General features: G+C 51.2%; 23 protein-coding genes and 1 tRNA gene. 18 read left to right on the forward strand and 6 right to left on the reverse strand.

Going from position 1 to position 22630, the window contains the following annotated elements:
* The first annotated feature begins 153 nt into the window (after positions 1–153).
* Positions 154–1047: a transporter gene (locus QEN31_RS04005; protein WP_000819369.1), complete on the forward strand. Its 894-nt coding sequence runs from the start codon at positions 154–156 to the stop codon at positions 1045–1047.
* Positions 1048–1094: 47 nt separating this feature from the next.
* Here the strand turns inward: QEN31_RS04005 and bglA are convergent, their stop codons facing one another.
* Positions 1095–2528 carry a 6-phospho-beta-glucosidase BglA gene (bglA, locus tag QEN31_RS04010; RefSeq protein ID WP_001230141.1) on the reverse strand — a complete coding sequence of 478 codons (1434 nt, stop codon included), beginning with the start codon at positions 2526–2528 and terminating at the stop codon, positions 1095–1097.
* 158 nt (positions 2529–2686) lie between these two features.
* Between bglA and yqfB the strand changes: the two genes are divergently transcribed.
* Both yqfB and trhA read left to right on the forward strand, forming a co-directional pair.
* Entirely contained in the window at positions 2687–2998 is a 312-nt protein-coding gene (gene yqfB / locus QEN31_RS04015) for a N(4)-acetylcytidine aminohydrolase (protein ID WP_001182976.1), read from the forward strand.
* A gap of 163 nt (positions 2999–3161) precedes the next feature.
* Positions 3162–3821 carry a PAQR family membrane homeostasis protein TrhA gene (gene trhA / locus QEN31_RS04020; protein WP_000250289.1) on the forward strand — a complete coding sequence of 220 codons (660 nt, stop codon included), beginning with the start codon at positions 3162–3164 and terminating at the stop codon, positions 3819–3821.
* Between the two features lie 115 nt (positions 3822–3936).
* Here the strand turns inward: trhA and ygfZ are convergent, their stop codons facing one another.
* Positions 3937–4917 carry a tRNA-modifying protein YgfZ gene (ygfZ, locus tag QEN31_RS04025; RefSeq protein WP_099949610.1) on the reverse strand — a complete coding sequence of 327 codons (981 nt, stop codon included), beginning with the start codon at positions 4915–4917 and terminating at the stop codon, positions 3937–3939.
* A gap of 249 nt (positions 4918–5166) precedes the next feature.
* On the opposite strand from ygfZ, the gene sdhE reads away from it, so the two are divergent.
* Positions 5167–5433 (forward strand): FAD assembly factor SdhE, encoded by a 267-nt coding sequence (gene sdhE, locus QEN31_RS04030; RefSeq protein ID WP_000351186.1) that lies wholly within the window; start codon positions 5167–5169, stop codon positions 5431–5433.
* Positions 5414–5827: a protein YgfX gene (locus QEN31_RS04035; RefSeq protein ID WP_000244756.1), complete on the forward strand. Its 414-nt coding sequence runs from the start codon at positions 5414–5416 to the stop codon at positions 5825–5827. Before sdhE ends, QEN31_RS04035 begins: the two co-directional genes overlap by 20 nt.
* A gap of 52 nt (positions 5828–5879) precedes the next feature.
* Here QEN31_RS04035 and fldB read toward each other — a convergent pair whose 3' ends face one another.
* Positions 5880–6401, reverse strand: a complete 522-nt coding sequence (gene fldB, locus QEN31_RS04040; protein WP_001055885.1) for a flavodoxin FldB — start codon at positions 6399–6401, stop codon at positions 5880–5882.
* Between the two features lie 112 nt (positions 6402–6513).
* Between fldB and xerD the strand changes: the two genes are divergently transcribed.
* From xerD to lysS, 5 genes are all read left to right on the forward strand, one after another.
* Positions 6514–7410 carry a site-specific tyrosine recombinase XerD gene (xerD, locus tag QEN31_RS04045; RefSeq protein WP_000434302.1) on the forward strand — a complete coding sequence of 299 codons (897 nt, stop codon included), beginning with the start codon at positions 6514–6516 and terminating at the stop codon, positions 7408–7410.
* Positions 7411–7433: 23 nt separating this feature from the next.
* The gene (dsbC, locus tag QEN31_RS04050) at positions 7434–8147 is read left to right on the forward strand and encodes a bifunctional protein-disulfide isomerase/oxidoreductase DsbC (RefSeq protein WP_000745625.1); all 714 of its coding nucleotides are present in this window, start codon (positions 7434–7436) and stop codon (positions 8145–8147) included.
* A gap of 5 nt (positions 8148–8152) precedes the next feature.
* Entirely contained in the window at positions 8153–9886 is a 1734-nt protein-coding gene (recJ, locus tag QEN31_RS04055) for a single-stranded-DNA-specific exonuclease RecJ (protein ID WP_000813394.1), read from the forward strand.
* A 104-nt stretch (positions 9887–9990) separates the two neighbouring features.
* Positions 9991–11089 (forward strand): peptide chain release factor 2 gene (gene prfB, locus QEN31_RS04060; protein WP_010989230.1). Its coding sequence is split into 2 segments (ribosomal slippage): positions 9991–10065 and positions 10067–11089, totalling 1098 coding nucleotides; the frame shifts between segments, so codons are not numbered across the junction.
* A gap of 9 nt (positions 11090–11098) precedes the next feature.
* Positions 11099–12616, forward strand: a complete 1518-nt coding sequence (gene lysS, locus QEN31_RS04065) for a lysine--tRNA ligase (protein WP_000003339.1) — start codon at positions 11099–11101, stop codon at positions 12614–12616.
* Between the two features lie 75 nt (positions 12617–12691).
* Here lysS and idi read toward each other — a convergent pair whose 3' ends face one another.
* Positions 12692–13237 (reverse strand): isopentenyl-diphosphate Delta-isomerase, encoded by a 546-nt coding sequence (gene idi, locus QEN31_RS04070; protein ID WP_000133994.1) that lies wholly within the window; start codon positions 13235–13237, stop codon positions 12692–12694.
* Between the two features lie 264 nt (positions 13238–13501).
* Between idi and actS the strand changes: the two genes are divergently transcribed.
* Both actS and QEN31_RS04080 read left to right on the forward strand, forming a co-directional pair.
* Positions 13502–14260 carry an amidase activator ActS gene (gene actS / locus QEN31_RS04075; RefSeq protein ID WP_000244329.1) on the forward strand — a complete coding sequence of 253 codons (759 nt, stop codon included), beginning with the start codon at positions 13502–13504 and terminating at the stop codon, positions 14258–14260.
* A 79-nt stretch (positions 14261–14339) separates the two neighbouring features.
* Positions 14340–14413: transfer RNA gene (locus QEN31_RS04080), tRNA-Gly, on the forward strand.
* Positions 14414–14544: 131 nt separating this feature from the next.
* Here QEN31_RS04080 and QEN31_RS04085 read toward each other — a convergent pair.
* Together QEN31_RS04085 and QEN31_RS04090 are read right to left on the reverse strand one after the other, a co-directional pair.
* Entirely contained in the window at positions 14545–15351 is an 807-nt protein-coding gene (locus QEN31_RS04085; protein ID WP_010989071.1) for a DUF1460 domain-containing protein, read from the reverse strand.
* A gap of 274 nt (positions 15352–15625) precedes the next feature.
* Positions 15626–15877, reverse strand: a complete 252-nt coding sequence (locus tag QEN31_RS04090) for a hypothetical protein (protein ID WP_001540858.1) — start codon at positions 15875–15877, stop codon at positions 15626–15628.
* A 176-nt stretch (positions 15878–16053) separates the two neighbouring features.
* Between QEN31_RS04090 and vapB the strand changes: the two genes are divergently transcribed.
* The 6 genes from vapB (at position 16054) to stdB (ending at position 22612) form a co-directional block, all read left to right on the forward strand.
* Positions 16054–16281 (forward strand): toxin-antitoxin system antitoxin VapB, encoded by a 228-nt coding sequence (gene vapB / locus QEN31_RS04095; RefSeq protein ID WP_000557549.1) that lies wholly within the window; start codon positions 16054–16056, stop codon positions 16279–16281.
* Positions 16281–16679: a tRNA(fMet)-specific endonuclease VapC gene (gene vapC / locus QEN31_RS04100; protein WP_000911336.1), complete on the forward strand. Its 399-nt coding sequence runs from the start codon at positions 16281–16283 to the stop codon at positions 16677–16679. The genes vapB and vapC overlap by 1 nt, the downstream gene beginning before the upstream one ends.
* A gap of 805 nt (positions 16680–17484) precedes the next feature.
* Positions 17485–18021 (forward strand): STM3031 family outer membrane protein, encoded by a 537-nt coding sequence (locus QEN31_RS04105; RefSeq protein WP_001038506.1) that lies wholly within the window; start codon positions 17485–17487, stop codon positions 18019–18021.
* Positions 18022–18067: 46 nt separating this feature from the next.
* Positions 18068–18700 carry a YfdX family protein gene (locus tag QEN31_RS04110; protein WP_000835265.1) on the forward strand — a complete coding sequence of 211 codons (633 nt, stop codon included), beginning with the start codon at positions 18068–18070 and terminating at the stop codon, positions 18698–18700.
* Positions 18701–19418: 718 nt separating this feature from the next.
* Positions 19419–20003, forward strand: coding sequence for a fimbrial protein (locus QEN31_RS04115; RefSeq protein WP_001244638.1), 585 nt, complete (start codon positions 19419–19421; stop codon positions 20001–20003).
* A gap of 119 nt (positions 20004–20122) precedes the next feature.
* Complete coding sequence (stdB, locus tag QEN31_RS04120) at positions 20123–22612, forward strand: fimbrial outer membrane usher protein StdB (RefSeq protein ID WP_000705483.1); 2490 nt, start codon at positions 20123–20125, stop codon at positions 22610–22612.
* Positions 22613–22630: the final 18 nt, after the last annotated feature.

The raw sequence follows: 22630 nt of genomic DNA on the forward strand, positions 1-22630 counted from the left end.
TCCGGAATCGTTATTTACCTCTCAATATAGTTACAAAAATTTCCGTATATTAAATTCATCAAGTTATTAATTTAAATTATAAATTAAAGATAAGCATAAATAACGTAAATATTTATTAACTTAGCACTTTGTTTTTTATACCTGGAGGGAATAATGAAACGATTTATATTTCTGCCATTAATGACATATTTTCTATTAATGAATGCAATGGCAGCTAACGGAGAAAATAATCCCAGTAATCTATTAGGTGCACCAGTTAATACCGCTATTTCTGGTGGTTCAGTATTGCCGGAAGGAAAGTTATTAACCGCCATGAATAGCTCATTTCGCGATAAAGATCATCAAATCGAGGGGCATGGAAGTCCGGATGTTTACTCCCAGATATGGTTATTGAAGATTCGTTACGGTTTGACCGACAGACTGGAATTATCAACTGTGGGTTCCTATATCAATAACAAACGAGACAATCTGTCTCCTGAGCACATAGAGGGAATGGGCGACCAATCGGTGGGGGTCAATTATGCTTTAATGAGCCAGCGAAGAGGTGATCCGTTTTGGGTTACGGTAGGTGGGGCAGTATTACTACCCACCGGGCAAGATGGAGATAATCATTTGCCTGGGAATAGCGCCTGGGGAGGAAGAGTAACACTCACTTTAACAAAATTATTTACTCCTAACATTAAAGGGGATATGGGTTTTGTATATCAGGGACCATTTGAGCGCGGTAACCAGGACGTGAAACGAGGTAACGAATTCCAGTGGAATACCCAGGTGCGGTATATGTTTAGCGATTTACCGCTGGATCTTGGTCTGGAAAGTGCCTACAGCAATAATGCCTCTGGAACGAAAAAACTGTCTAATGGCAGCGTAATTAATAACCATTCTGGAACTACCGAATGGGTTGTTGGTCCGTCATTTAATATTGCCGTCGATTCACTGAAATTATGGTTTGGTGCCGGAGCCTTCTTCCCGGTAATGCAGGAAGCGAAGTCGCCAACCAAAATGGAAGATGTACGCTGGGAATTTAAAATAGGTAAGACCTGGTAAGACTCGTTCAAAGTGTTACCCGCCGACTGGCGGGTAACGTGCAGGAGTTAAAGCTTCTCGCCGTTGCTGGCAATCACCTCTTTGTACCAGTTGAAGCTCTTCTTACGCGAACGCGACATATCGCCCGTACCGTCATCGTGCTTGTTCACGTAGATGAAGCCGTAGCGCTTGCTGTACTGACCGGTGGTGAACGACACGCAGTCGATGCAGCCCCACGGCGTGTAGCCCATCAGGTCGACACCATCGTAAGTCACCGCTTTTTTCATCTCTTCAATATGGGCGCGCAGGTAGTCAATTCGGTAGTCGTCGTTGATGCTGCCATCTTCTTCTACTTTGTCGTAAGCACCAAAACCGTTTTCGACAATAAACAGCGGCTTTTGATAGCGTTCGTACAGTTCACACAATGAATAACGCAGGCCCACCGGGTCAATCTGCCAGCCCCAGTCAGATGCTTTAACATAGGGGTTCGGTACGCTGCCTTCAAAACCGGAAATCGCATCGCCGCTACCGCCTTCGGCTTTGACCGCGTTGGTCATGTAATAACTGAAACCAAGATAATCGCAGGTGCCTTCGCGCAGCACTTCAAGATCGCCATCTTCCATTTTGATGTTAAATCCGCGGCGCTCCCACTCGTTCAACACATAGGACGGGTAATAGCCGCGCAGCTGCACATCGGTAAAGACGTAGCGTTCACGCATCGACTCCTGAGCAAACATCACATCTTCTGGTTTACAGGAGAAAGGATACAGCGCGACCATCGCCAGCATACAGCCAACTTTCATCTGTGGGTTAATGCGACGTGCCGCTTTTACCGCCAGCGCGCTGGCGACAAACTGATGATGTAAGACCTGATACATGGTTTCTTCTGGATTCTCATGCTCGGTATACACCACGCCGGAACAGCAGTAGCCAAACAGCGGCGCGCGCCAGTTTCGCTGGTTGTTAATTTCGTTGAAGGTCATCCAGTATTTGACCTTATGTTTGTAGCGTTCAAACACGACTTCAGCAAAACGGACAAAGAAATCAACCACTTTACGATTGGTCCAGCCGCCGTAGTGCTGTACCAGATGTAATGGCATTTCAAAGTGAGAAAGGGTAATGACCGGTTCGATGTTGTATTTGAGTAACTCATCAAACATGTCGTCGTAGAATTTCAGACCGGCCTCGTTTGGCTGGGATTCGTCGCCATTCGGGAAGATACGCGTCCAGGCAATAGAGGTACGGAAGCATTTGAACCCCATTTCGGCGAAAAGACGGATGTCTTCTTTGTAATGTCCGTAAAAATCCACCGCCTCGTGGTTCGGATAGTATTTGCCAGCAACGACATTCTGGGTGATTTCGCGTGGCACGCCGTGTGCGCCGCCGGTTAGCACGTCGCAGATGCTGGGGCCTTTACCGTCTTTATTCCAGCCGCCTTCAACCTGGTGTGCAGCAACCGCGCCGCCCCATAAAAAATCTTTTGGCAAGGTGAGTTTTCTCATTGTTGCATAATCTCAATTTATTTAGTCTGTTATCATTCATTCTGCACCAAGTGGCATGTAAAGCGTACGCAAAATTCCAGGATGCTCGCGTGTCGGAGCAAGAACACATTCAGATCGTAACATCCACTTCAAGGGGCCATATTCAGGGGGATAACCACATGCAGCCAAACGACATTACTTTCTTTCAACGTTTCCAGAATGACATTCTGGCAGGGCGTAAAACCATCACTATTCGTGATGCCTCCGAGTCCCACTTTAAAGCAGGCGATGTGCTACGCGTGGGGCGGTTCGAAGATGATGGCTATTTTTGCACAATCGAAGTGACAGGAACGTCAACTGTGACGCTGGATACGCTGAACGAAAAACATGCGCAACAGGAAAATATGTCGCTTGATGAGCTGAAACGGGTCATTGCTGAAATCTATCCCAACCAGACGCAATTTTATGTGATTGATTTTAAATGCCTTTGATAAATATGAACGCGTGTTAGTTGAGTTTTTGTAATTAACTTATTGAATAATAAACAAAATTTAATTTTGCGAATTTATTTTAGCTAACATGTGTTCACTGGAACCATTCTCAGTTACGCTAGAGGCGCAGTTCATCGTTATGAACGTTTCTCCGGAGTAAGTTATGGTGCAAAAACCATTAATGACGCAGGGATATTCGCTGGCTGAGGAAATCGCCAACAGTATTAGCCACGGCATTGGATTGGTATTTGGTATTGTCGGCCTGGTGCTGTTGTTGGTTCAGGCGGTAGAGGCGAATGCGGGTATGACGGCTATCGCCAGCTACAGTTTATATGGCGGGAGCATGATCCTGCTTTTTCTTGCCTCAACGCTTTATCATGCCATTCCTCATCAGCGGGCAAAAATCTGGTTAAAGAAATTTGATCACTGCGCTATCTATCTGCTCATTGCCGGAACCTATACGCCATTTCTGCTGGTAGGTCTGGATTCGCCGCTGGCGCGCGGACTAATGATTGTGATCTGGAGCCTGGCGCTATTCGGTATCCTCTTCAAGTTGACGATTGCGCACCGATTTAAAGTGCTTTCGCTGGTTACGTATCTGGCAATGGGCTGGCTGTCGCTGATAGTGGTTTATCAGTTGGCGATTAAGCTGGCGATAGGCGGCGTGACGCTGCTGGCGGTAGGTGGCGTCGTTTACTCGCTGGGCGTAATTTTCTATGTTTGCAAACGCATACCTTATAACCACGCCATCTGGCATGGCTTTGTGCTGGGTGGCAGCGTGTGCCACTTCCTGGCCATCTATTTGTATGTGGGACAGGCATAATTCCCGGATGCCCGTGCCGGATGGCGGCGCTGTCGCACCTTATCCGGCCTACGAGAACAGCACGTGCGAGCCTGATGGCGTTGCGCTATCAGGCTATCCGGCTTTTAACGTGATATCACTCTTCCAGCGAGTAGGGCAGCGGGACGATATGCAGGGTGTTGGCATCGTCGCGAACGCGGAAGACGCTTTCGGCTTCTAAATCGTTATTCATGACGGCCTGAACCAGTAACTGACCATCGTCCAACTGCGTCGCCGCCAGAATAGCGCCGGTACGACGCCAGTTCTCGCCCATCTGTAGCTCCAGATCTTCTCCTGCTTCCGGTACCCGGCTGGCTTTGCCCGCCAGCAACCAAAGCGCGCGTTTATTGGCGCCGCGGAATTTTGCCCGTGCGACCATCTCCTGTCCGGTGTAGCAGCCTTTCTTGAAGCTGATGCCGCCCAGCGCCTGTAGGTTAGTCGCCTGGGGGATAAACTGACCGCTGTTCGCCGCGTCAATCACCGGAATGCCTGCTTCAATATCCAACGCCCGCCACTGTTGGCTGTTATTCAGTTCGGCTTCGCCATGCAACTTCTCCGTTAACATGTTGGCCGTCGCGACATCGGTGACAAGCAGGAATCGTTCCGCAGGATGTTCAAACCATAGCAGCGTGGAGGCGCCGTCTCTGACCACCTGATTTTCGCTATTGGGCAGTTCGCTAAAGACATTAGCCAGCGCCGCGCGGGCCTGAAAACCGGCCACGCCAAGCAATACGCGTTCGTCATCCGGCGCGATGACCACTTTGGAAAATACGGCGTACTTTTTCAGCTCCGTTAATTGCGCTTCAAGCACGCTACGGCGTTCAATCCAGGCGAAACCGTCGCGCTCACGGAACAGGCGCAGAGTGCTCCACATCTTACCTTTAGCATCGCAGTGGGCGGCGAGAAGGTGTTGCTGTTCAGTCATCTGGCTTACGTCAGCGGTGACCTGGCCCTGAATATACTTTTCACTGTCTACGCCGGTAATGGTCGACAGCGCCCAGTCGTCAAGCGCGATCAGCGTCAGCGGCAGGCGGGCTGACGATGAAGGATGACGTGGTGGAAAGGAGATAAAAGCCATAAATAATGTCCTGGTTAGCTGCAACAATAATGGTTAATGGTAAAAGAGCCATCGGTCATTGCAAGTGCTTTAAATAGCCCATTGAGAGCGGATTGATCGTTTTGCGAGGCGGTATCCAAAATGGATGAACATATTGATTCCCAGCCTTTTATTTCGCGATCGCGTTCCAGATTACTGAGATTCCCGTAAAACAACGCCAAAAACACGTTACAATAGCCCGGTACTTCATTTTCGCGAGGCAGGAAGAACATGGATATTCACAATAAAGCACGTATTCACTGGGCATGTCGTCGCGGTATGCGCGAACTTGATATTTCCATCATGCCGTTTTTTGAACATGAGTACGATAGTTTAAGTGATGAAGAAAAGCGTATTTTTGTCCGTTTGTTGCAGAGTGATGACCCGGATTTATTTAACTGGTTAATGAATCACGGTAAACCGGCTGACGCTGAACTGGAACAGATGGTCCGACTCATTCAGACACGGAATCGGGAACGTGGTCCTGTGGCAATCTGATTTACGCGTCTCATGGCGCGCTCAGTGGATCTCATTGCTCATTCATGGGCTGGTTGCCGCGGTGATTTTATTGATGCCCTGGCCGCTGAGTTATACCCCGTTATGGATGATACTACTGTCGCTGGTCGTGTTTGACTGTGTACGTAGCCAGCGCAGGATTAATACCTGCCAGGGAGAGATCAAGCTACTCATGGACGGGCGCTTACGCTGGCAGGGGCAGGACTGGACGCTCTTGCGTCCGCCCTGGTTACTGAAGAGCGGGATGGTGTTGCGTTTACGCGCAGAGTCTGGACGTCATCAGCATTTATGGCTGGCGGCGGATAGCATGGAAGAAGCGGAATGGCGTGAGTTGCGTCGGATACTGTTACAGCAGCCGATATCAGGCCAACACTAACGGAACGGCGTAAACGCGGTTCCGTCGAGAGGGAAGTACAGCGAGTAAGGTTTCAGGCGTAGTGTTCGGCCATTTCGCCGAGAATTTGTTCACACCAGGTCTGTATACGCTCATCGCTGAGATCGTACTGGTTCGTTTCATCCAGCGCCAGGCCGACAAACAGTTGCCCATCCGCAATGACCGGTTTATTGCTGGTAAATTCGTAGCCTTCTGTGGGCCAGTAGCCGACAAATTTAACGCCTTTGAGGGCAAGTTTGTCATGCAACATACCCAGCGCATCCAGGAACCACTCACCGTAGCCGAGCTGGTCGCCCATACCGTAAAGCGCAACGATTTTGCCTTCCAGATTGAGATCGTCCAGTTGCTCCCAGACGGCTTCCCAGTCCTCCTGAATTTCACCAAAATCCCAGGTGGGGATGCCTAAAATGAGCACGTCGTACTGCTCCATTAAGGCGGGGGCGTCATCCTTGAGGTTATGTAATGTCACCAGCTCCGGGCCGAGGATATCGCGAATTTTCTCTGCGGCCATCTCGGTGTAGCACGTGCTGGAACCGTAAAAAAGACCCATGTTCATTACGTTACATCTCGATTCTGCTATAGCGTTGCGGGTAGTGTAACAGAATCGCTGCATTCACGGCACAATGAGGCATAATGCACCAAAAGTAAGCGTGAAGTAGGGAGCGCGAATGGAACAGGATTTAGCGCGTATTGAGCAGTTTCTGGATGCCCTGTGGCTGGAACGAAATCTGGCGGAAAATACATTAAGCGCGTATCGTCGCGATTTATCGATGGTCGTTGCGTGGTTGCATCATCGCGGAAAAACGCTTGCGACGGCGCAGGCTGATGATTTACAAACGCTATTGGCTGAACGTGTGGAGGGCGGATACAAAGCGACCAGCTCCGCACGCCTGTTAAGCGCTATGCGGCGCTTTTTCCAGCATCTGTACCGTGAAAAGTATCGTGAGGATGATCCGAGCGCGCAGTTGGCCTCGCCTAAGCTTCCGCAGCGTTTACCGAAAGATCTTAGCGAGGCGCAGGTTGAACGGCTCTTGCAGGCGCCGCTTATTGATCAACCTTTGGAGCTGCGCGATAAAGCTATGTTGGAAGTGCTGTATGCCACCGGTTTGCGCGTGTCGGAACTGGTGGGGCTGACAATGAGCGATATCAGTCTGCGGCAGGGCGTGGTGCGGGTTATCGGTAAAGGCAATAAAGAGCGGTTGGTGCCGTTAGGTGAAGAGGCGGTATATTGGCTGGAAACGTATCTGGAGCATGGGCGTCCATGGTTACTCAATGGCGTATCGATTGACGTATTATTCCCCAGCCAGCGTGCGCAGCAGATGACGCGGCAGACCTTCTGGCACCGTATTAAACATTATGCGGTACTGGCTGGAATCGATAGCGAAAAACTATCGCCGCATGTTTTACGTCACGCTTTCGCCACGCATTTGCTGAATCACGGCGCCGACTTGCGCGTTGTACAAATGCTACTTGGGCATAGCGATCTTTCGACGACACAAATTTATACGCATGTCGCAACGGAGCGTTTGCGTCAACTTCATCAACAGCACCATCCGCGGGCATGAGTGCTGACAGGAAAGGATAGTTTATGAAAAAGCGTTTTATGATGTTCACTTTACTGGCGGCGGTGTTTTCAGGCGTGGCCCATGCGGATGATGCGGCTATCCGTCAGTCGCTGGCTAAGCTGGGCGTTCAGAGTACGGAAATTCAGGCCTCGCCAGTGGCAGGGATGAAAACCGTCCTCACTCACAGCGGCGTACTGTACGTCACTGATGACGGCAAACATATTATTCAAGGGCCGATGTATGACGTGAGCGGCGCGCATCCGGTAAACGTGACGAACAAACTGCTGATGAGCCAGCTAAATGCGCTGGAAAAAGAGATGATCGTCTATAAAGCGCCGGATGAGAAACATGTCATTACTGTTTTTACCGATATCACCTGCGGCTATTGTCATAAGCTACATGAAGAGATGAAAGATTATAACGCGCTGGGGATCACGGTACGTTATCTGGCTTTTCCGCGCCAGGGGCTGGAAAGCCAGGCGGAGCAGGATATGAAATCTATCTGGTGCGCCAAAGACAAAAACAAAGCGTTTGATGACGCCATGGCAGGTAAGGGCGTGAAACCGGCAAGCTGTGACGTGAACATTGCTGATCATTATGCGTTGGGCGTGCAGTTGGGCGTTAGCGGTACGCCAGCCATTGTATTGAGTAACGGCTATGTGGTGCCTGGCTATCAGGGACCGAAAGAGATGAAAGCGTTTCTTGATGAGCATCAAAAACAGACCAGTGGTAAATAATACGCGTGAAACAACAGAGACAACTTCGTCGGCGCGAGGCTGATGAGACGGCGGAACTCCCCGCCGATCTTCCTCCATTACTACGACGTTTATATGCCAGCCGGGGCGTTCGTAGCGCCCGCGAACTGGAGCGCAGCGTGAAAGGAATGCTGCCCTGGCAACAGCTTAGCGGCATAGATAACGCGGTGGAGATCCTCTACAACGCCTTTCGCGAAGGTACCCGCATTATTGTTGTTGGCGATTTTGACGCCGACGGCGCGACCAGTACTGCGCTAAGCGTATTGGGAATGCGTGCGTTGGGATGTGACAACATCAGTTATCTGGTGCCTAATCGCTTTGAAGACGGCTACGGTTTAAGCCCGGAAGTGGTCGATCAGGCGAAGGCGCGCGGCGCGCAGCTTATCGTCACCGTAGACAACGGCATTTCATCCCACGCCGGCGTAGCGCATGCAAAGACGTTGGGGATTCCGGTGATCGTGACCGATCACCACCTGCCAGGCGACACGTTGCCGGATGCCGAAGCGATTATTAATCCCAATCTGCGCGACTGCGAATTCCCGTCTAAGTCGCTGGCGGGCGTCGGCGTGGCGTTTTACCTGATGCTGGCGTTGCGAACATTTTTGCGCGACAAAGGATGGTTCGACGAGCGCAACATCGCGCCGCCGAATCTGGCGGAGCTGCTGGATTTAGTGGCGTTGGGTACGGTAGCAGACGTTGTGCCGCTGGACGCTAACAACCGTATTCTGACCTGGCAAGGGCTAAGTCGTATTCGTGCCGGGAAATGCCGTCCGGGAATTAAAGCGTTGCTGGAGATATCGAATCGCGATCCGCAGCAGCTTGCCGCCAGTGATTTAGGCTTCGCGTTGGGGCCTCGCCTGAATGCCGCCGGCAGGCTGGATGATATGTCCGTTGGCGTGGCGTTACTGTTGTGCGATAACCTCGGCGAAGCGCGTGTTCTGGCCAGCGAGCTGGATGCGCTTAACCAGACGCGCAAAGAAATAGAGCAGGGGATGCAGGCGGAAGCGCTTATCCTGTGCGAAAAGCTTGAGCGCAGTAGTGAAACGCTTCCGGGCGGTCTGGCGATGTATCATCCTGAATGGCATCAGGGCGTGGTCGGAATTCTGGCGTCGCGCATTAAAGAGCGTTTTCACCGCCCGGTGATCGCCTTTGCGCCTGCGGGCGACGGCACGCTAAAAGGCTCAGGCCGTTCGATTCAGGGGCTGCATATGCGCGATGCGCTGGAAAGGCTGGATACCCTTTACCCTGATCTGATGATCAAGTTCGGCGGTCATGCGATGGCGGCGGGATTGTCGCTGGAAGAGCATAAATTCGAGCAGTTTCAGCAACGGTTTGGCGAGCTGGTGACGGAATGGCTCGATCCTGCCCTGTTGCAAGGCGAGGTGATCTCCGATGGTCCATTAAGCGCGGCGGAGATGTCTATGGAAGTGGCGCAACTGTTGCGGGATGCCGGACCGTGGGGGCAAATGTTCCCGGAACCGTTATTCGATGGTCGTTTCCGTCTGCTACAGCAGCGTCTGGTGGGCGAGCGTCACCTCAAGGTGATGGTGGAGCCTGTCGGCGGCGGCCCGCTGTTGGATGGCATCGCATTTAATATTGATACGACCTGTTGGCCGGATAACGGCGTGCGGGAGGTAGAACTGGCTTATAAACTGGACATTAACGAGTTTCGCGGCAACCGTAGTTTACAGATTATTATCGATGATATTTGGCCGCTATGATCGGGGCGATTTAACAACACTTTCGCTGTAATTAAGGGGCGAAATCCGCTAATATTTCGCCCTTATAACCGCATTTTGACAAGTCAAATAAAAGAAATCAGACCATGTTTGAAATTAACCCGGTGAATAACCGCATTCAGGACCTCACGGAACGCACCAACGTTCTTAGGGGGTATCTTTGACTACGATGCTAAGAAAGAGCGTCTGGAAGAAGTAAACGCCGAGCTGGAACAGCCGGATGTCTGGAACGAACCTGAGCGCGCGCAGGCGCTGGGAAAAGAGCGTTCATCGCTCGAAGCGATCGTCGATACGCTTGATCAAATGACTCAGGGGCTGGACGACGTTTCCGGGCTGCTGGAACTGGCGGTAGAAGCTGACGACGAAGAGACGTTTAACGAAGCCGTCGCGGAACTGAATACGCTGGAAGAGAAGTTGGCGCAGTTGGAATTCCGCCGGATGTTCTCCGGCGAGTACGATAGCGCCGATTGCTATCTCGATATTCAGGCCGGTTCCGGTGGTACTGAAGCGCAGGACTGGGCCAGCATGTTGCTGCGTATGTATCTGCGTTGGGCGGAAGCGCGCGGCTTCAAGACAGAAGTCATTGAAGAATCGGAAGGGGAAGTCGCCGGTATTAAGTCCGCGACTATCAAAATCTCCGGCGAATATGCCTATGGCTGGCTGCGCACTGAAACCGGCGTACATCGTCTGGTGCGTAAAAGCCCGTTTGACTCCGGCGGTCGCCGTCATACCTCGTTTAGCTCCGCGTTTGTGTACCCGGAAGTGGACGACGATATCGATATCGACATTAACCCGGCGGATCTGCGTATCGACGTCTATCGCGCGTCTGGCGCAGGCGGTCAGCACGTTAACCGTACGGAATCCGCCGTGCGTATCACCCATATTCCAACCGGAATCGTGACGCAGTGCCAGAACGACCGTTCGCAGCACAAAAACAAAGACCAGGCCATGAAGCAGATGAAAGCGAAGCTTTATGAACTGGAGATGCAGAAAAAGAACGCTGAAAAACAGGCGATGGAAGACACTAAGTCCGATATCGGCTGGGGAAGCCAGATTCGTTCCTATGTCCTGGACGATTCCCGCATTAAAGACCTGCGTACTGGGGTGGAAACCCGCAATACACAGGCGGTACTGGACGGTAGTCTGGATCAATTTATCGAAGCAAGTTTGAAAGCAGGGCTATGAGGAATCAACATGTCTGAACAAAACGCACAGGGCGCTGACGAGGTAGTCGATCTTAACAATGAAATGAAGGCACGTCGCGAGAAGCTGGCTGCACTGCGTGAGCAGGGTATCCCGTTCCCGAACGATTTCCGTCGTGACCGTACCTCAGACCAACTGCACGCAGAGTTTGACGCGAAAGAAGCTGAAGAACTGGAAGCGCTGAATATTGAAGTGTCCGTCGCGGGCCGTATGATGACTCGCCGTATTATGGGTAAAGCCTCTTTTGTTACCCTGCAAGACGTAGGCGGCCGCATTCAGCTGTATGTGGCGCGCGATGATCTGCCGGAAGGCGTTTACAACGAGCAGTTCAAGAAGTGGGATCTTGGCGATATCCTCGGCGCGAAAGGTAAGCTGTTCAAAACCAAAACCGGCGAGCTGTCTATCCACTGCACCGAACTGCGCCTGCTGACGAAAGCGCTGCGTCCGTTGCCGGATAAATTCCACGGCCTGCAGGACCAGGAAGCGCGCTATCGCCAGCGTTATCTGGATCTCATCTCTAACGATGAATCCCGTAACACCTTCAAAACCCGTTCGAAGATCCTGGCCGGTATTCGCCAGTTTATGGTTGCTCGCGGCTTTATGGAAGTCGAAACGCCGATGATGCAGGTGATCCCAGGCGGCGCGTCTGCCCGTCCGTTTATCACCCATCACAACGCGCTGGATCTGGACATGTACCTGCGTATCGCGCCGGAACTGTACCTCAAGCGTCTGGTGGTTGGCGGCTTCGAACGCGTATTCGAAATTAACCGTAACTTCCGTAACGAAGGCATCTCCGTGCGCCATAATCCTGAGTTCACCATGATGGAACTCTATATGGCGTATGCGGACTACAAAGACCTGATCGAGCTGACGGAGTCTCTGTTCCGTACGCTGGCGCAGGATGTTCTGGGCACCACCCAGGTTCCGTACGGTGATGAAGTGTTTGACTTCGGTAAGCCGTTCGAAAAACTGACCATGCGTGAAGCGATCAAGAAATATCGTCCGGAAACAGATATGGCTGATCTGGACAACTTCGATTCCGCGAAGGCGATTGCTGAAAGCATCGGCATTCACGTCGAGAAGAGCTGGGGTCTGGGCCGTATCGTCACCGAGATCTTTGACGAAGTCGCTGAAGCGCATCTGATTCAGCCGACCTTCATCACCGAATATCCGGCTGAAGTGTCTCCACTGGCGCGTCGTAATGATGTGAACCCGGAAATCACTGACCGCTTCGAGTTCTTTATCGGCGGTCGTGAAATCGGCAATGGCTTTAGCGAGTTGAACGATGCGGAAGACCAGGCGCAGCGTTTCCTGGATCAGGTTAATGCAAAAGCGGCGGGCGACGACGAAGCCATGTTCTACGACGAAGACTACGTGACGGCGCTGGAACACGGTTTACCGCCGACAGCGGGTCTGGGAATTGGTATCGACCGTATGGTGATGCTGTTTACTAACAGCCACACGATTCGCGACGTTATTCTGTTCCCGGCGATGCGTCCGGTGAAATAAGATGTAAATTGCCGGATGGGGCATCAGCCGCCATCCGGCATCTCTTCGTTCAGGCGTAGCGCCATCAGGCAATCTTTAACGCTGGCAGTAATTGAGCAGTCGTTCACGCGCTTGTTCGTCTGACGCTTGCATGACCATCCACGGGCTAAATGCCCACGGCGTAGCGAGAAGGCTTTTCCATACGCTTTTAAATTCGCTCCACTGATAGTCCATCACCTCTTCGCTGTTAACCTGTAACACACTGGTTGCCCGCGCGGCAAATACCGGACAGACTTCATTTTCCACAATACCGTTTGGATCTGTCGCTCGATAGCTGAAGTGCGGATAGACGGGGGTGAGATCGGTAATTTCCACGCCGAGTTCGAACCGACAACGGCGGATGATCGCCTCTTCGGTGGTTTCGCCTTGTTGCGGATGACCGCAAACCGAATTCGTCCACACGCCTGGCCAGGCTTTCTTGCTCAGCGACCGTCGTGTTACCAGCAACTGACCATCTTCGTTAAATAGCCAGCAGGAGAAAGCCAGATGCAAAGGCGTATTAAGCGTATGAGCCGCATACTTTTCCAGTGTGCCGGAAGGCTTATCCTGCTCATCCAATAAAACGACATGTTCCTCAGTCATGAAAGCTCCTGAAAATTAAAATGACCCGGCAGCATGGCCAGGCCATATACTCAGACGATCAGCGTAGCGCATAACAGAAAGAAAGGCATTACCAAAACAGGCCCTGACAGAACGCAGACGAGCGCCATTGTGCCGTGAGTCGATATTATGCTGGCATATCGGATATTCGCGGCATCATCATCCACGCGGCCCCTTTCCGGCGTCAATGGATTGGGCATACGGCATTTGGCTGCTATCATAAGGCGTCTGTCAATAGAGTGAGGAATGGTTTTGAGCGCAGGACGCCTGAACAAAAATAGCCTGGGTATTGCGGTGCTGTTATGCACAGGGCTGCTGCTGGCGGGGTGTTCCAGTAATTCCGGCTCAGGAACGTATTCCGGCTCCGTCTATACCGTTAAGCGCGGCGATACGTTGTATCGTATATCGCGCGCTACGGGAACCAGCGTGAAAGAACTGGCCCGACTGAATGGCATTTCTCCGCCTTATACTATTGAGGTGGGGCAGCGAATTAAAGTGCGCGGCAGCGCAAAGAGTAGCACTTCAACACGCAAAACCAGCAATAAAACAGCAACAAAAACTGCTGCGGTCAGACCGTCATCTTCGGTGCCAAAATCCTCCTGGCCGCCGGTGGGGCAGCGTTGTTGGGTATGGCCTGCTAACGGTAAAGTGATTTTACCTTATTCCACCGCGGAGGGCGGAAATAAGGGGATCGATATTGCGGGCGCGCGCGGAACGCCTGTTTATGCGGCGGGAGCGGGTAAAGTTGTCTATGTCGGGAACCAGCTGCGCGGTTACGGCAATCTCATCATGATTAAGCACAATGAAGATTACATTACGGCTTACGCTCATAATGACACCATGCTGGTTAATAATGGACAAAGCGTTAAAGCGGGGCAAAAAATCGCTACGATGGGCAGCACGGATGCCGCATCCGTAAGACTACACTTCCAGATTCGCTACCGGGCGACGGCCATCGATCCGCTGCGTTATCTGCCGCCGCAGGGGAGTAAACCGAAGTGCTGACGGCGAATTAATCGCCAGTCAGCCAGTAAGTCTCTTGCCAACCAGAGCGTAAGGTTTATAATGCTTTACGCATCTCAAAGCGGGCGTAGTTCAATGGTAGAACGAGAGCTTCCCAAGCTCTATACGAGGGTTCGATTCCCTTCGCCCGCTCCAGACAAATATCTTCTAGTATTTACTAAATCCACGAATTTACAGCAATTTTCCGTGTCGGCCCCACAGTACACAGGGTTTCAATACCTATGTCGGACGGCTATTATCAGCTGGCGACTCCGGTAATGACTTTATCATTCAGCCCGCAGCACAACGATGCCCGGTCTGGAATGCATGTATTCCATAAACGGTGTGTCCACCACTTTTCTGTTTGCGGCCAATGAGGAGGCGTTCCTGAACCACACCTGTTCATCATGGCGAACTACGATACCCACATGTGAAACGTCCAGCCCGTCAAGCGGGGAGTAGACACCGATATAATCCCCGTTTTTTAGGTGGTTCATGACCTGCTGGTTGATGGCTCTTCCGGGAATGTAATTTATTTTACGAGGATGGATGCCCAGACCAGGAATGTACTCGCCGCCATCAGGTTTATGGTTAAGCTGCTTGTCAACAACGACATAATCAGGGCTGATATCCGGCGTTACATCCCGTGCATTACGCGGTGCTGCGGCGAACCAGTCAGAGAAGAAGTGCCGGCGGCTGAGATAAGCAACTTTGCCCGCGGCGTAGCGAGTCCTGGCAAGATTATGCAGAAACGATTTCTGATTATCGCTGCGGGCCAGGGCTTCAACGTAATCAGCCAGGGTAAAGCAGTCCACGCCGTTGAAATTCGCTACAAGGACTTCGGGGATGCCGGGCCCACCGATGAGCGTATCCGCCTGATAAGGTGTTCCGAGAAAAGCAGACGATACGCGGCTGATAACTTCTCCATGGTTTTCGCCTTTATAAGGAATGACATCCGACTGGATAATCCGGCTTATTTTTTCTGCCGTAACGCTGTCCATGCTGGTCTGATATTTTTCTGTGCCAGGGACGGCACAGGCCGTCAGATGCGCCGACATAAGCAAAATTGTCCATGCATTTACCTTCATTATCATCTCCGGAAAGGTTCAAATCCCTTTTTTACCTTTACCGGAAATGGTTGTGATGGATACAGAAAAACGCCAGAGGTTGATTACAGGTTGAGTAATATGAACGCTGATGATGATAAATGTGAAGATCATCATACGACTTTATTCGCCGTTGTTTTTTGCCTGATCGTCAAAGCCAACATGCCCCTTCAGGCTGGCTTATAAGTCAGAGTGTAGATTGCGACGTGTCCGATCAGCGATTCTGACGCGTCCACCTCGGTGTGGCGGTCGTCGCTGACGATCACTTTGACATGGAGAATTTTGTACTCACTGAATGTTCGAACCGGACCACCTCCCAAGAGGTGAAGGAATAGTCCATCAGACGGATTTCCTGTCGCGCGGTCTCAATTATCTTAAGAACAAGCTGGAGATCTGTACCTTCCGGATAAAATCCTGCCTCAATGATGGCTGCGTAAGTATGCGGTACTGGCGCACACCGAGCCAGACCGAGCAAACCGGGCAGAAGCCATGGGCACATATGTTTTTTATGCATTGTTTGCATGGTATTTCCTTCATTGGATGTATTCAGAAATGCCGGAGTCGGACAAGGATGCCCTGCGGAGTGCGCGTCATGTGACTGGATTATTTTTTCCTGTATATCTCTTTGACATATACATCGCCTCTACTCATAATGGATATACGCGTTGTATATCCAGAAAGGAGGCAGTTATGCACACAACACTTTTTTTTAGTAACCGGACCCAGGCAGTCAGATTGCCTAAATCGATATCCTTTCCGGAGGATGTGAAACATGTCGAAATCATTGCGGTTGGCAGAAGCAGAATCATTACTCCAGTCGGAGAATCCTGGGACAGCTGGTTCGATGGCGAAGGCGCCAGTACTGATTTTATGAGTACCAGAGAACAACCCGCAGTACAGGAACGGGAAGGATTTTGATGCTGAAATTCATGCTTGATACCAATACCTGTATTTTCACCATCAAAAATAAGCCCGAACACATCAGAGAACGCTTCAACCTCAATACATCCCGAATGTGTATCAGCTCCATCACCTTAATGGAGCTGATTTACGGTGCTGAAAAAAGCCTGGCGCCGGAGCGTAATCTTGCCGTCGTGGAGGGATTTATCTCCCGCCTTGAGGTTTTGGATTACGATACACAGGCAGCGATACATACCGGTCAAATCCGTGCCGAACTGGCCCGCAAGGGAACACCTGTCGGGCCTTATGACCAGATGATTGCTGGCCATGCCGGTAGCCGCGGACTGGTCGTCGTCACAAACAATCTCCGCGAATTTGAACGCATTCCGGGTATCCGAATCGAAGACTGGTGCTAATTTCTGCATCAGATGTTATCCCCGGATTCAAACTCTTTTCCGGATTTAGTGGCACAGTCAATTTGGTTACCTGCTTAATGGTGGTTTGCATCACATTTTTAGCTGGTGGTATTTTTTTATGTTGACTGGAGATATCTGCCAACAGCATAACTTTTACGGCCAGATAATAAATAAAAGAGTACCAAAATGTCGTATTCTGACATGTTTACGAAGGGAGTACCGCTCCCTTCTTTTTTTGTTTCCTGGATACTCACTGAACAATGCCGTTACTGCCCGATAACTGCCGCATCCCCCTCTCCATAGCCGTTTCCTGCAACTTAAATCACAGACGTTGATTTACCAGGCCGATAGGCCTTCTTTCCCGTTATATACCCTTCATACTTCAAGTGGCTTATGTGTTAGCTACGGATTACTCAGTCCATCCATGGGCCTCGCCCTGACGGGCCGTCGCATGCGACGTTCAAGTCTGCTCCCGGCAGATTTGTTGCTCTCCCCGGTCACAGCGTTATCTATGCTCCCGGGGACTCACTCCCTTGCCGCCTTTCAGCAACTCAAATTATTTTTGGTATATATCAGTGAACTTCTATTTTTGTCAGTTTTTATTTTCCAGTTTATTTATTATTAAATACTGTTTCTGGCCTGGATATATTTTCGTGAATAGCCTCCCGACAGCCGGAGATAAAGTTATTTGCTGGCGTAACAGTGCTCATAATTTAAAAGATTTATTTATAGTTTGTTATCACGGAAAGATTTTAACTTAATACATGCCAGTAAGGCATCAGGTAAAATAACCGGAGAGAAGAAGATGAACAAAATGCTATTAGCCGGAAGTACCGGTATTGTTCTGCTGTCTGCTGCAGCCAGTCCGGTATGGGCAGACGATAATGCCAGTACATTTTCACTTGGATACGCCCAGTCCCATACTAATCACGCCGGGACGTTGCGTGGGGTACGGCTGGCAAACAACTATGAAATGTCACCGGACTGGGGGCTGACAACCTCATTTGCATGGCTAAATGGAAGCCAGCGCTATTCCGATGAAAGCAGTAATGGTCGTGTAACAACCCGTTATTACTCCCTGCTTGCAGGCCCCTCATGGAAAATAAATAACCAGTTAAGTCTGTATAGTCAAGTGGGCCCCGTATTATTGCATCAGCGTGATCACGGGATAAATGAGTCTGACAGTAAGGTCGGATATGGTTATTCTGCTGGCGTGGCTTATACCCCGGTCAGTAGTGTCGCTATAACTCTGGGTTATGAGGGAGCGGATTTTGATGCTACCCATAACAGCGGAAGCCTTAATAGCAATGGTTTTAATCTTGGCGTGGGTTACCGGTTCTGAATAGGATAATCCGATAAAAAATGTTACTTTGTGGAGATGATGGATTATGAAAAGCCATATTATGCCAGGCGTTGCGCTGATGGTTATCCTGTTTTCAGGAAATATTATGGCCGCAACAAACATGACTGATAACGTTACTCTGAATAATGACAAGATATCCGGACAGGCCTGGCAGGCCATGCGTGATATCGGAATGTCGCGATTCGAGTTGTTTAATGGTCGCACCCAAAAGGCGGAACAACTGGCTGCGCAAGCAGAAAAACTCCTGAACGATGACAGCACTGACTGGAATCTGTATGTCAAATCAGATAAAAAAGCCCCAGTTGAAGGAGACCACTATATTCGGATAAATTCATCGATTACGGTAGCAGAAGATTATCTCCCTGCGGGCCAGAAAAATGATGCTATTAATAAAGCAAACCAGAAAATGAAAGAAGGAGATAAAAAAGGGACTATAGAGGCCCTGAAACTAGCAGGCGTCAGTGTTATTGAAAATCAGGAACTCATTCCTCTTCAGCAAACCCGTAAGGATGTGACCACAGCGCTTTCCTTGATGAACGAAGGAAAATACTATCAGGCAGGTCTGTTACTGAAATCAGCTCAGGATGGCATAGTTGTAGACTCTCAGTCAGTTCAGGAATCACCCACGCACTCCGTGCAGCACGACGCCGCGCATTAATATCCCCCAGCCTGCTGTATACATTACAGCAGGCAGCATTATGTCTGACAGCTATTACCAGTTTGTTCTTTGCTGTCGGCATTGTTTTTAAATTTCATCCGCGAAGTTCAGAAATGTCAGGGTACCTGCATTTATATCTATTGTGATGCCCATCACAAATACAGAAGAATATCATTTCATTTATTATTTTTTATTCCTTCCACTTATGATGGTTCATAATGATTTATTAAGTTAATGTTTTGGAATTAAATGCCTTTTACTTGCATTATATCCAGTTTTTTATGCTACCAGTAATTTCATTGTTATATATGATTAGTATTATGTTTTGTAAATATCCAGTGTAATGGAAAAGCAAAACATACATTCCAGATAATATATTACAAAATATTTCATGTCCGCTGCGAATATCTGTCTGTTAGGTATTCACCCGCTTATAATTACATTAAAAAGTATTTCTTTGATGATTATTCTTAAATTACGATCATAATCATCGATCGTATCGATCTATTTTTATTGTTTTAATTTGAATAAGAATTTTCTTACAACTGATTAGGCATTAGCTGAAATCAATATTTTTCGATGGAAAGTTCAGGTGCTTCGTTTAACACCAGGCGTTTATTATTCATACGAATCTTTTCTGAACGCTTTCATTAATACCCTCAGAGTTGTTTTCAGCCTTTGCAAAATAATTCTCATTCACCCAAAGGACATATTATCTATGCGTAATAAAATAATACTTGCCATGGCGGCTGCCGGTATGATGTATGGTGCTTCTGTATTTGCCGCCGATACTACACCCACAGCAGGCCCGTTCGGCTCAGGTAAAATTCTTTTCACTGGTACCATCACCAACTCACCCTGTGATATCGCACCGGGCGACGATGCGATCACCGTTCCGTTTGGACAGATTTCTTACCGTAAACTGAATACCGCCAATGCAACCACGGACTCAAAACCGTTCACCATTCATCTGCAGAACTGCGCCTTCGATCCGAATGAAACTACAATAGCCGGCTCCGCAGGGAAAATGTCTAAAGTAACCGTCTCTTTCAGTGGCACAGCAGATACCTCAGGTAAAGCTTACGTCAGCACCGGCAGTGCCCAGCATGTTGGTGTGCAGCTTCTGAAAGGTGACAACACCTCACTGATTACACCCAATACCCCGATGCCGGATGGCGACGCCCAGCAACTGCAGGCCGGGAATAACGAACTCAACTTCTTTGCCCGCCTGATAGCCCTGACAGATGCCGCAACTCCTGGCGATGTTAACGCATCCGTCACCTACACCCTGAAATACCTGTGATTTCACGCGGTAAATAACGACAGGGAGAAGCCGTCCACGGAGGGGATCGGACGGCTTTTATATCTGACTGTGCCTGCGGGCTGTCTGTTACACGGACGACAACACGAAAGCGCCATGCCATGAAAATTACCCGGCTTGCCATTCTGATTACCCTGACATTTTCCGTCCTGAAGTCGCAGGCCACGGAGTTCAATGCCAGCCTGCTGGACAGCGGGAACCTGTCTAACGTGGACCTCACGGCCTTCAGCCGCGAGGGGTATGTGGCGCCCGGTAACTATATTCTCGATATCTGGCTCAATGACCAGCCGGTACGGGAACAGTATCCGGTCAGGGTTGTACCGGTTGCCGGACTCGACGCGGCCGTCATCTGTGTGACAACAGACATGGTGGCCATGCTGGGTCTTAAGGATAAGATTATTCATGGCCTGAAACCCGTTACCGGTATCCCGGACGGGCAATGCCTTGAGCTGCGCTCCGCTGACAGTCAGGTACGGTACAGCGCTGAAAATCAGCGTCTGACCTTCATTATTCCCCAGGCCTGGATGCGTTATCAGGACCCGGACTGGGTGCCCCCTTCACGCTGGAGCGACGGCGTCACCGCCGGCCTGCTTGATTACAGCCTGATGGTCAACCGCTATATGCCGCAGCAGGGGGAAACCTCTACCAGCTACAGCCTCTACGGCACCGCCGGGTTTAATCTCGGCGCCTGGCGATTGCGGAGCGATTACCAGTACAGCCGTTTTGACAGTGGGCAGGGCGCATCACAGTCCGATTTTTATCTGCCGCAGACGTATCTGTTCCGTGCCTTGCCAGCACTGCGCTCAAAACTGACGCTCGGACAGACGTACCTCAGCTCCGCTATTTTTGACTCCTTCCGCTTTGCCGGGCTCACTTTGGCCAGCGATGAGCGCATGCTGCCGCCCTCTCTTCAGGGGTATGCCCCGAAAATTAGCGGCATTGCGAACAGTAATGCACAGGTCACCGTCAGCCAGAATGGTCGCATTCTGTACCAGACCCGGGTGTCGCCGGGGCCTTTTGAGCTTCCCGACCTGAGCCAGAATATCAGCGGCAACCTGGATGTCAGCGTCCGGGAAAGCGACGGTAGCGTCCGGACCTGGCAGGTCAACACGGCCAGCGTCCCCTTTATGGCACGCCAGGGACAGGTTCGCTATAAGGTGGCCGCCGGACGTCCGCTGTACGGCGGGACGCATAACAACAGCACGGTCAGCCCTGACTTTCTGCTCGGGGAGGCCACCTGGGGAGCATTTAACAACACGTCGCTGTATGGCGGCCTCATTGCCTCCACCGGCGACTACCAGTCCGCGGCGCTCGGGATCGGCCAGAATATGGGGCTGTTGGGCGCTCTGTCTGCGGACGTCACCCGCTCAGATGCGCGGTTGCCGCATGGGCAGAAGCAGTCCGGTTACAGCTACCGTATCAACTATGCCAAAACGTTTGATAAAACCGGCAGTACCCTGGCGTTCGTCGGATACCGCTTCTCGGACCGCCATTTTCTGTCCATGCCGGAGTACCTGCAGCGTCGGACCACTGACGGCGGCGATGCATGGCATGAAAAACAGAGCTACACCGTGACTTATAGCCAGTCCGTTCCGGTACTCAACATGAGCGCGGCCCTCTCGGTAAGCCGGCTCAATTACTGGAACGCACAGTCCAACAATAACTACATGCTCAGCCTCAACAAGGTGTTCAGTCTCGGCGACCTTCAGGGACTCTCGGCCTCGGTGTCGTTTGCCCGTAACCAGTACACCGGCGGGGGTAGCCAGAACCAGGTCTACGCCACCATCAGTATCCCGTGGGGAGACAGTCGCCAGGTGAGTTACAGCGTACAGAAAGATAACCGGGGCGGCCTGCAGCAGACCGTGAATTACAGCGATTTCCATAACCCGGACACTACATGGAACATCAGCGCCGGTCATAACCGTTATGACACCGGCAGCAACAGCAGCTTCAGCGGCAGCGTGCAGAGCCGTCTGCCGTGGGGCCAAGCGGCAGCGGACGCCACCCTGCAGCCCGGACAGTACCGCAGCCTGGGCCTGAGCTGGTACGGCTCGGTGACTGCCACCGCCCACGGTGCCGCTTTCAGCCAGTCGATGGCCGGGAATGAGCCCCGCATGATGATAGATACCGGAGACGTGGCCGGTGTGCCGGTGAACGGCAACAGCGGGGTGACCAACCGCTTCGGGGTGGGCGTGGTGAGCGCCGGCAGCAGCTATCGCCGCAGCGATATTTCGGTTGATGTGGCCGCCCTGCCGGAGGACGTGGACGTCAGCAGCTCCGTCATCAGCCAGGTGCTGACGGAGGGCGCGGTGGGCTACCGGAAGATTGACGCCAACCAGGGGGAGCAGGTGCTCGGTCATATCCGGCTGGCTGATGGCGCAAGTCCGCCGTTTGGCGCCCTGGTGGTGTCCGGGAAAACCGGCAGAACCGCGGGGATGGTCGGAGATGGCGGTCTGGCCTACCTGACAGGTCTCAGCGGGGAAGACCGCCGGACCCTGAATGTGTCCTGGGATGGCCGGGTGCAGTGCAGACTCACCCTGCCGGAAACGGTGACACTCAGCCGGGGGCCGCTGTTACTGCCCTGCAGATAAAAATATCCCTGTCACAGA

Source organism: Salmonella sp. SA15303 (assembly GCF_029962125.1).
GTDB classification, from domain to species: Bacteria; Pseudomonadota; Gammaproteobacteria; order Enterobacterales; family Enterobacteriaceae; genus Salmonella; species Salmonella enterica.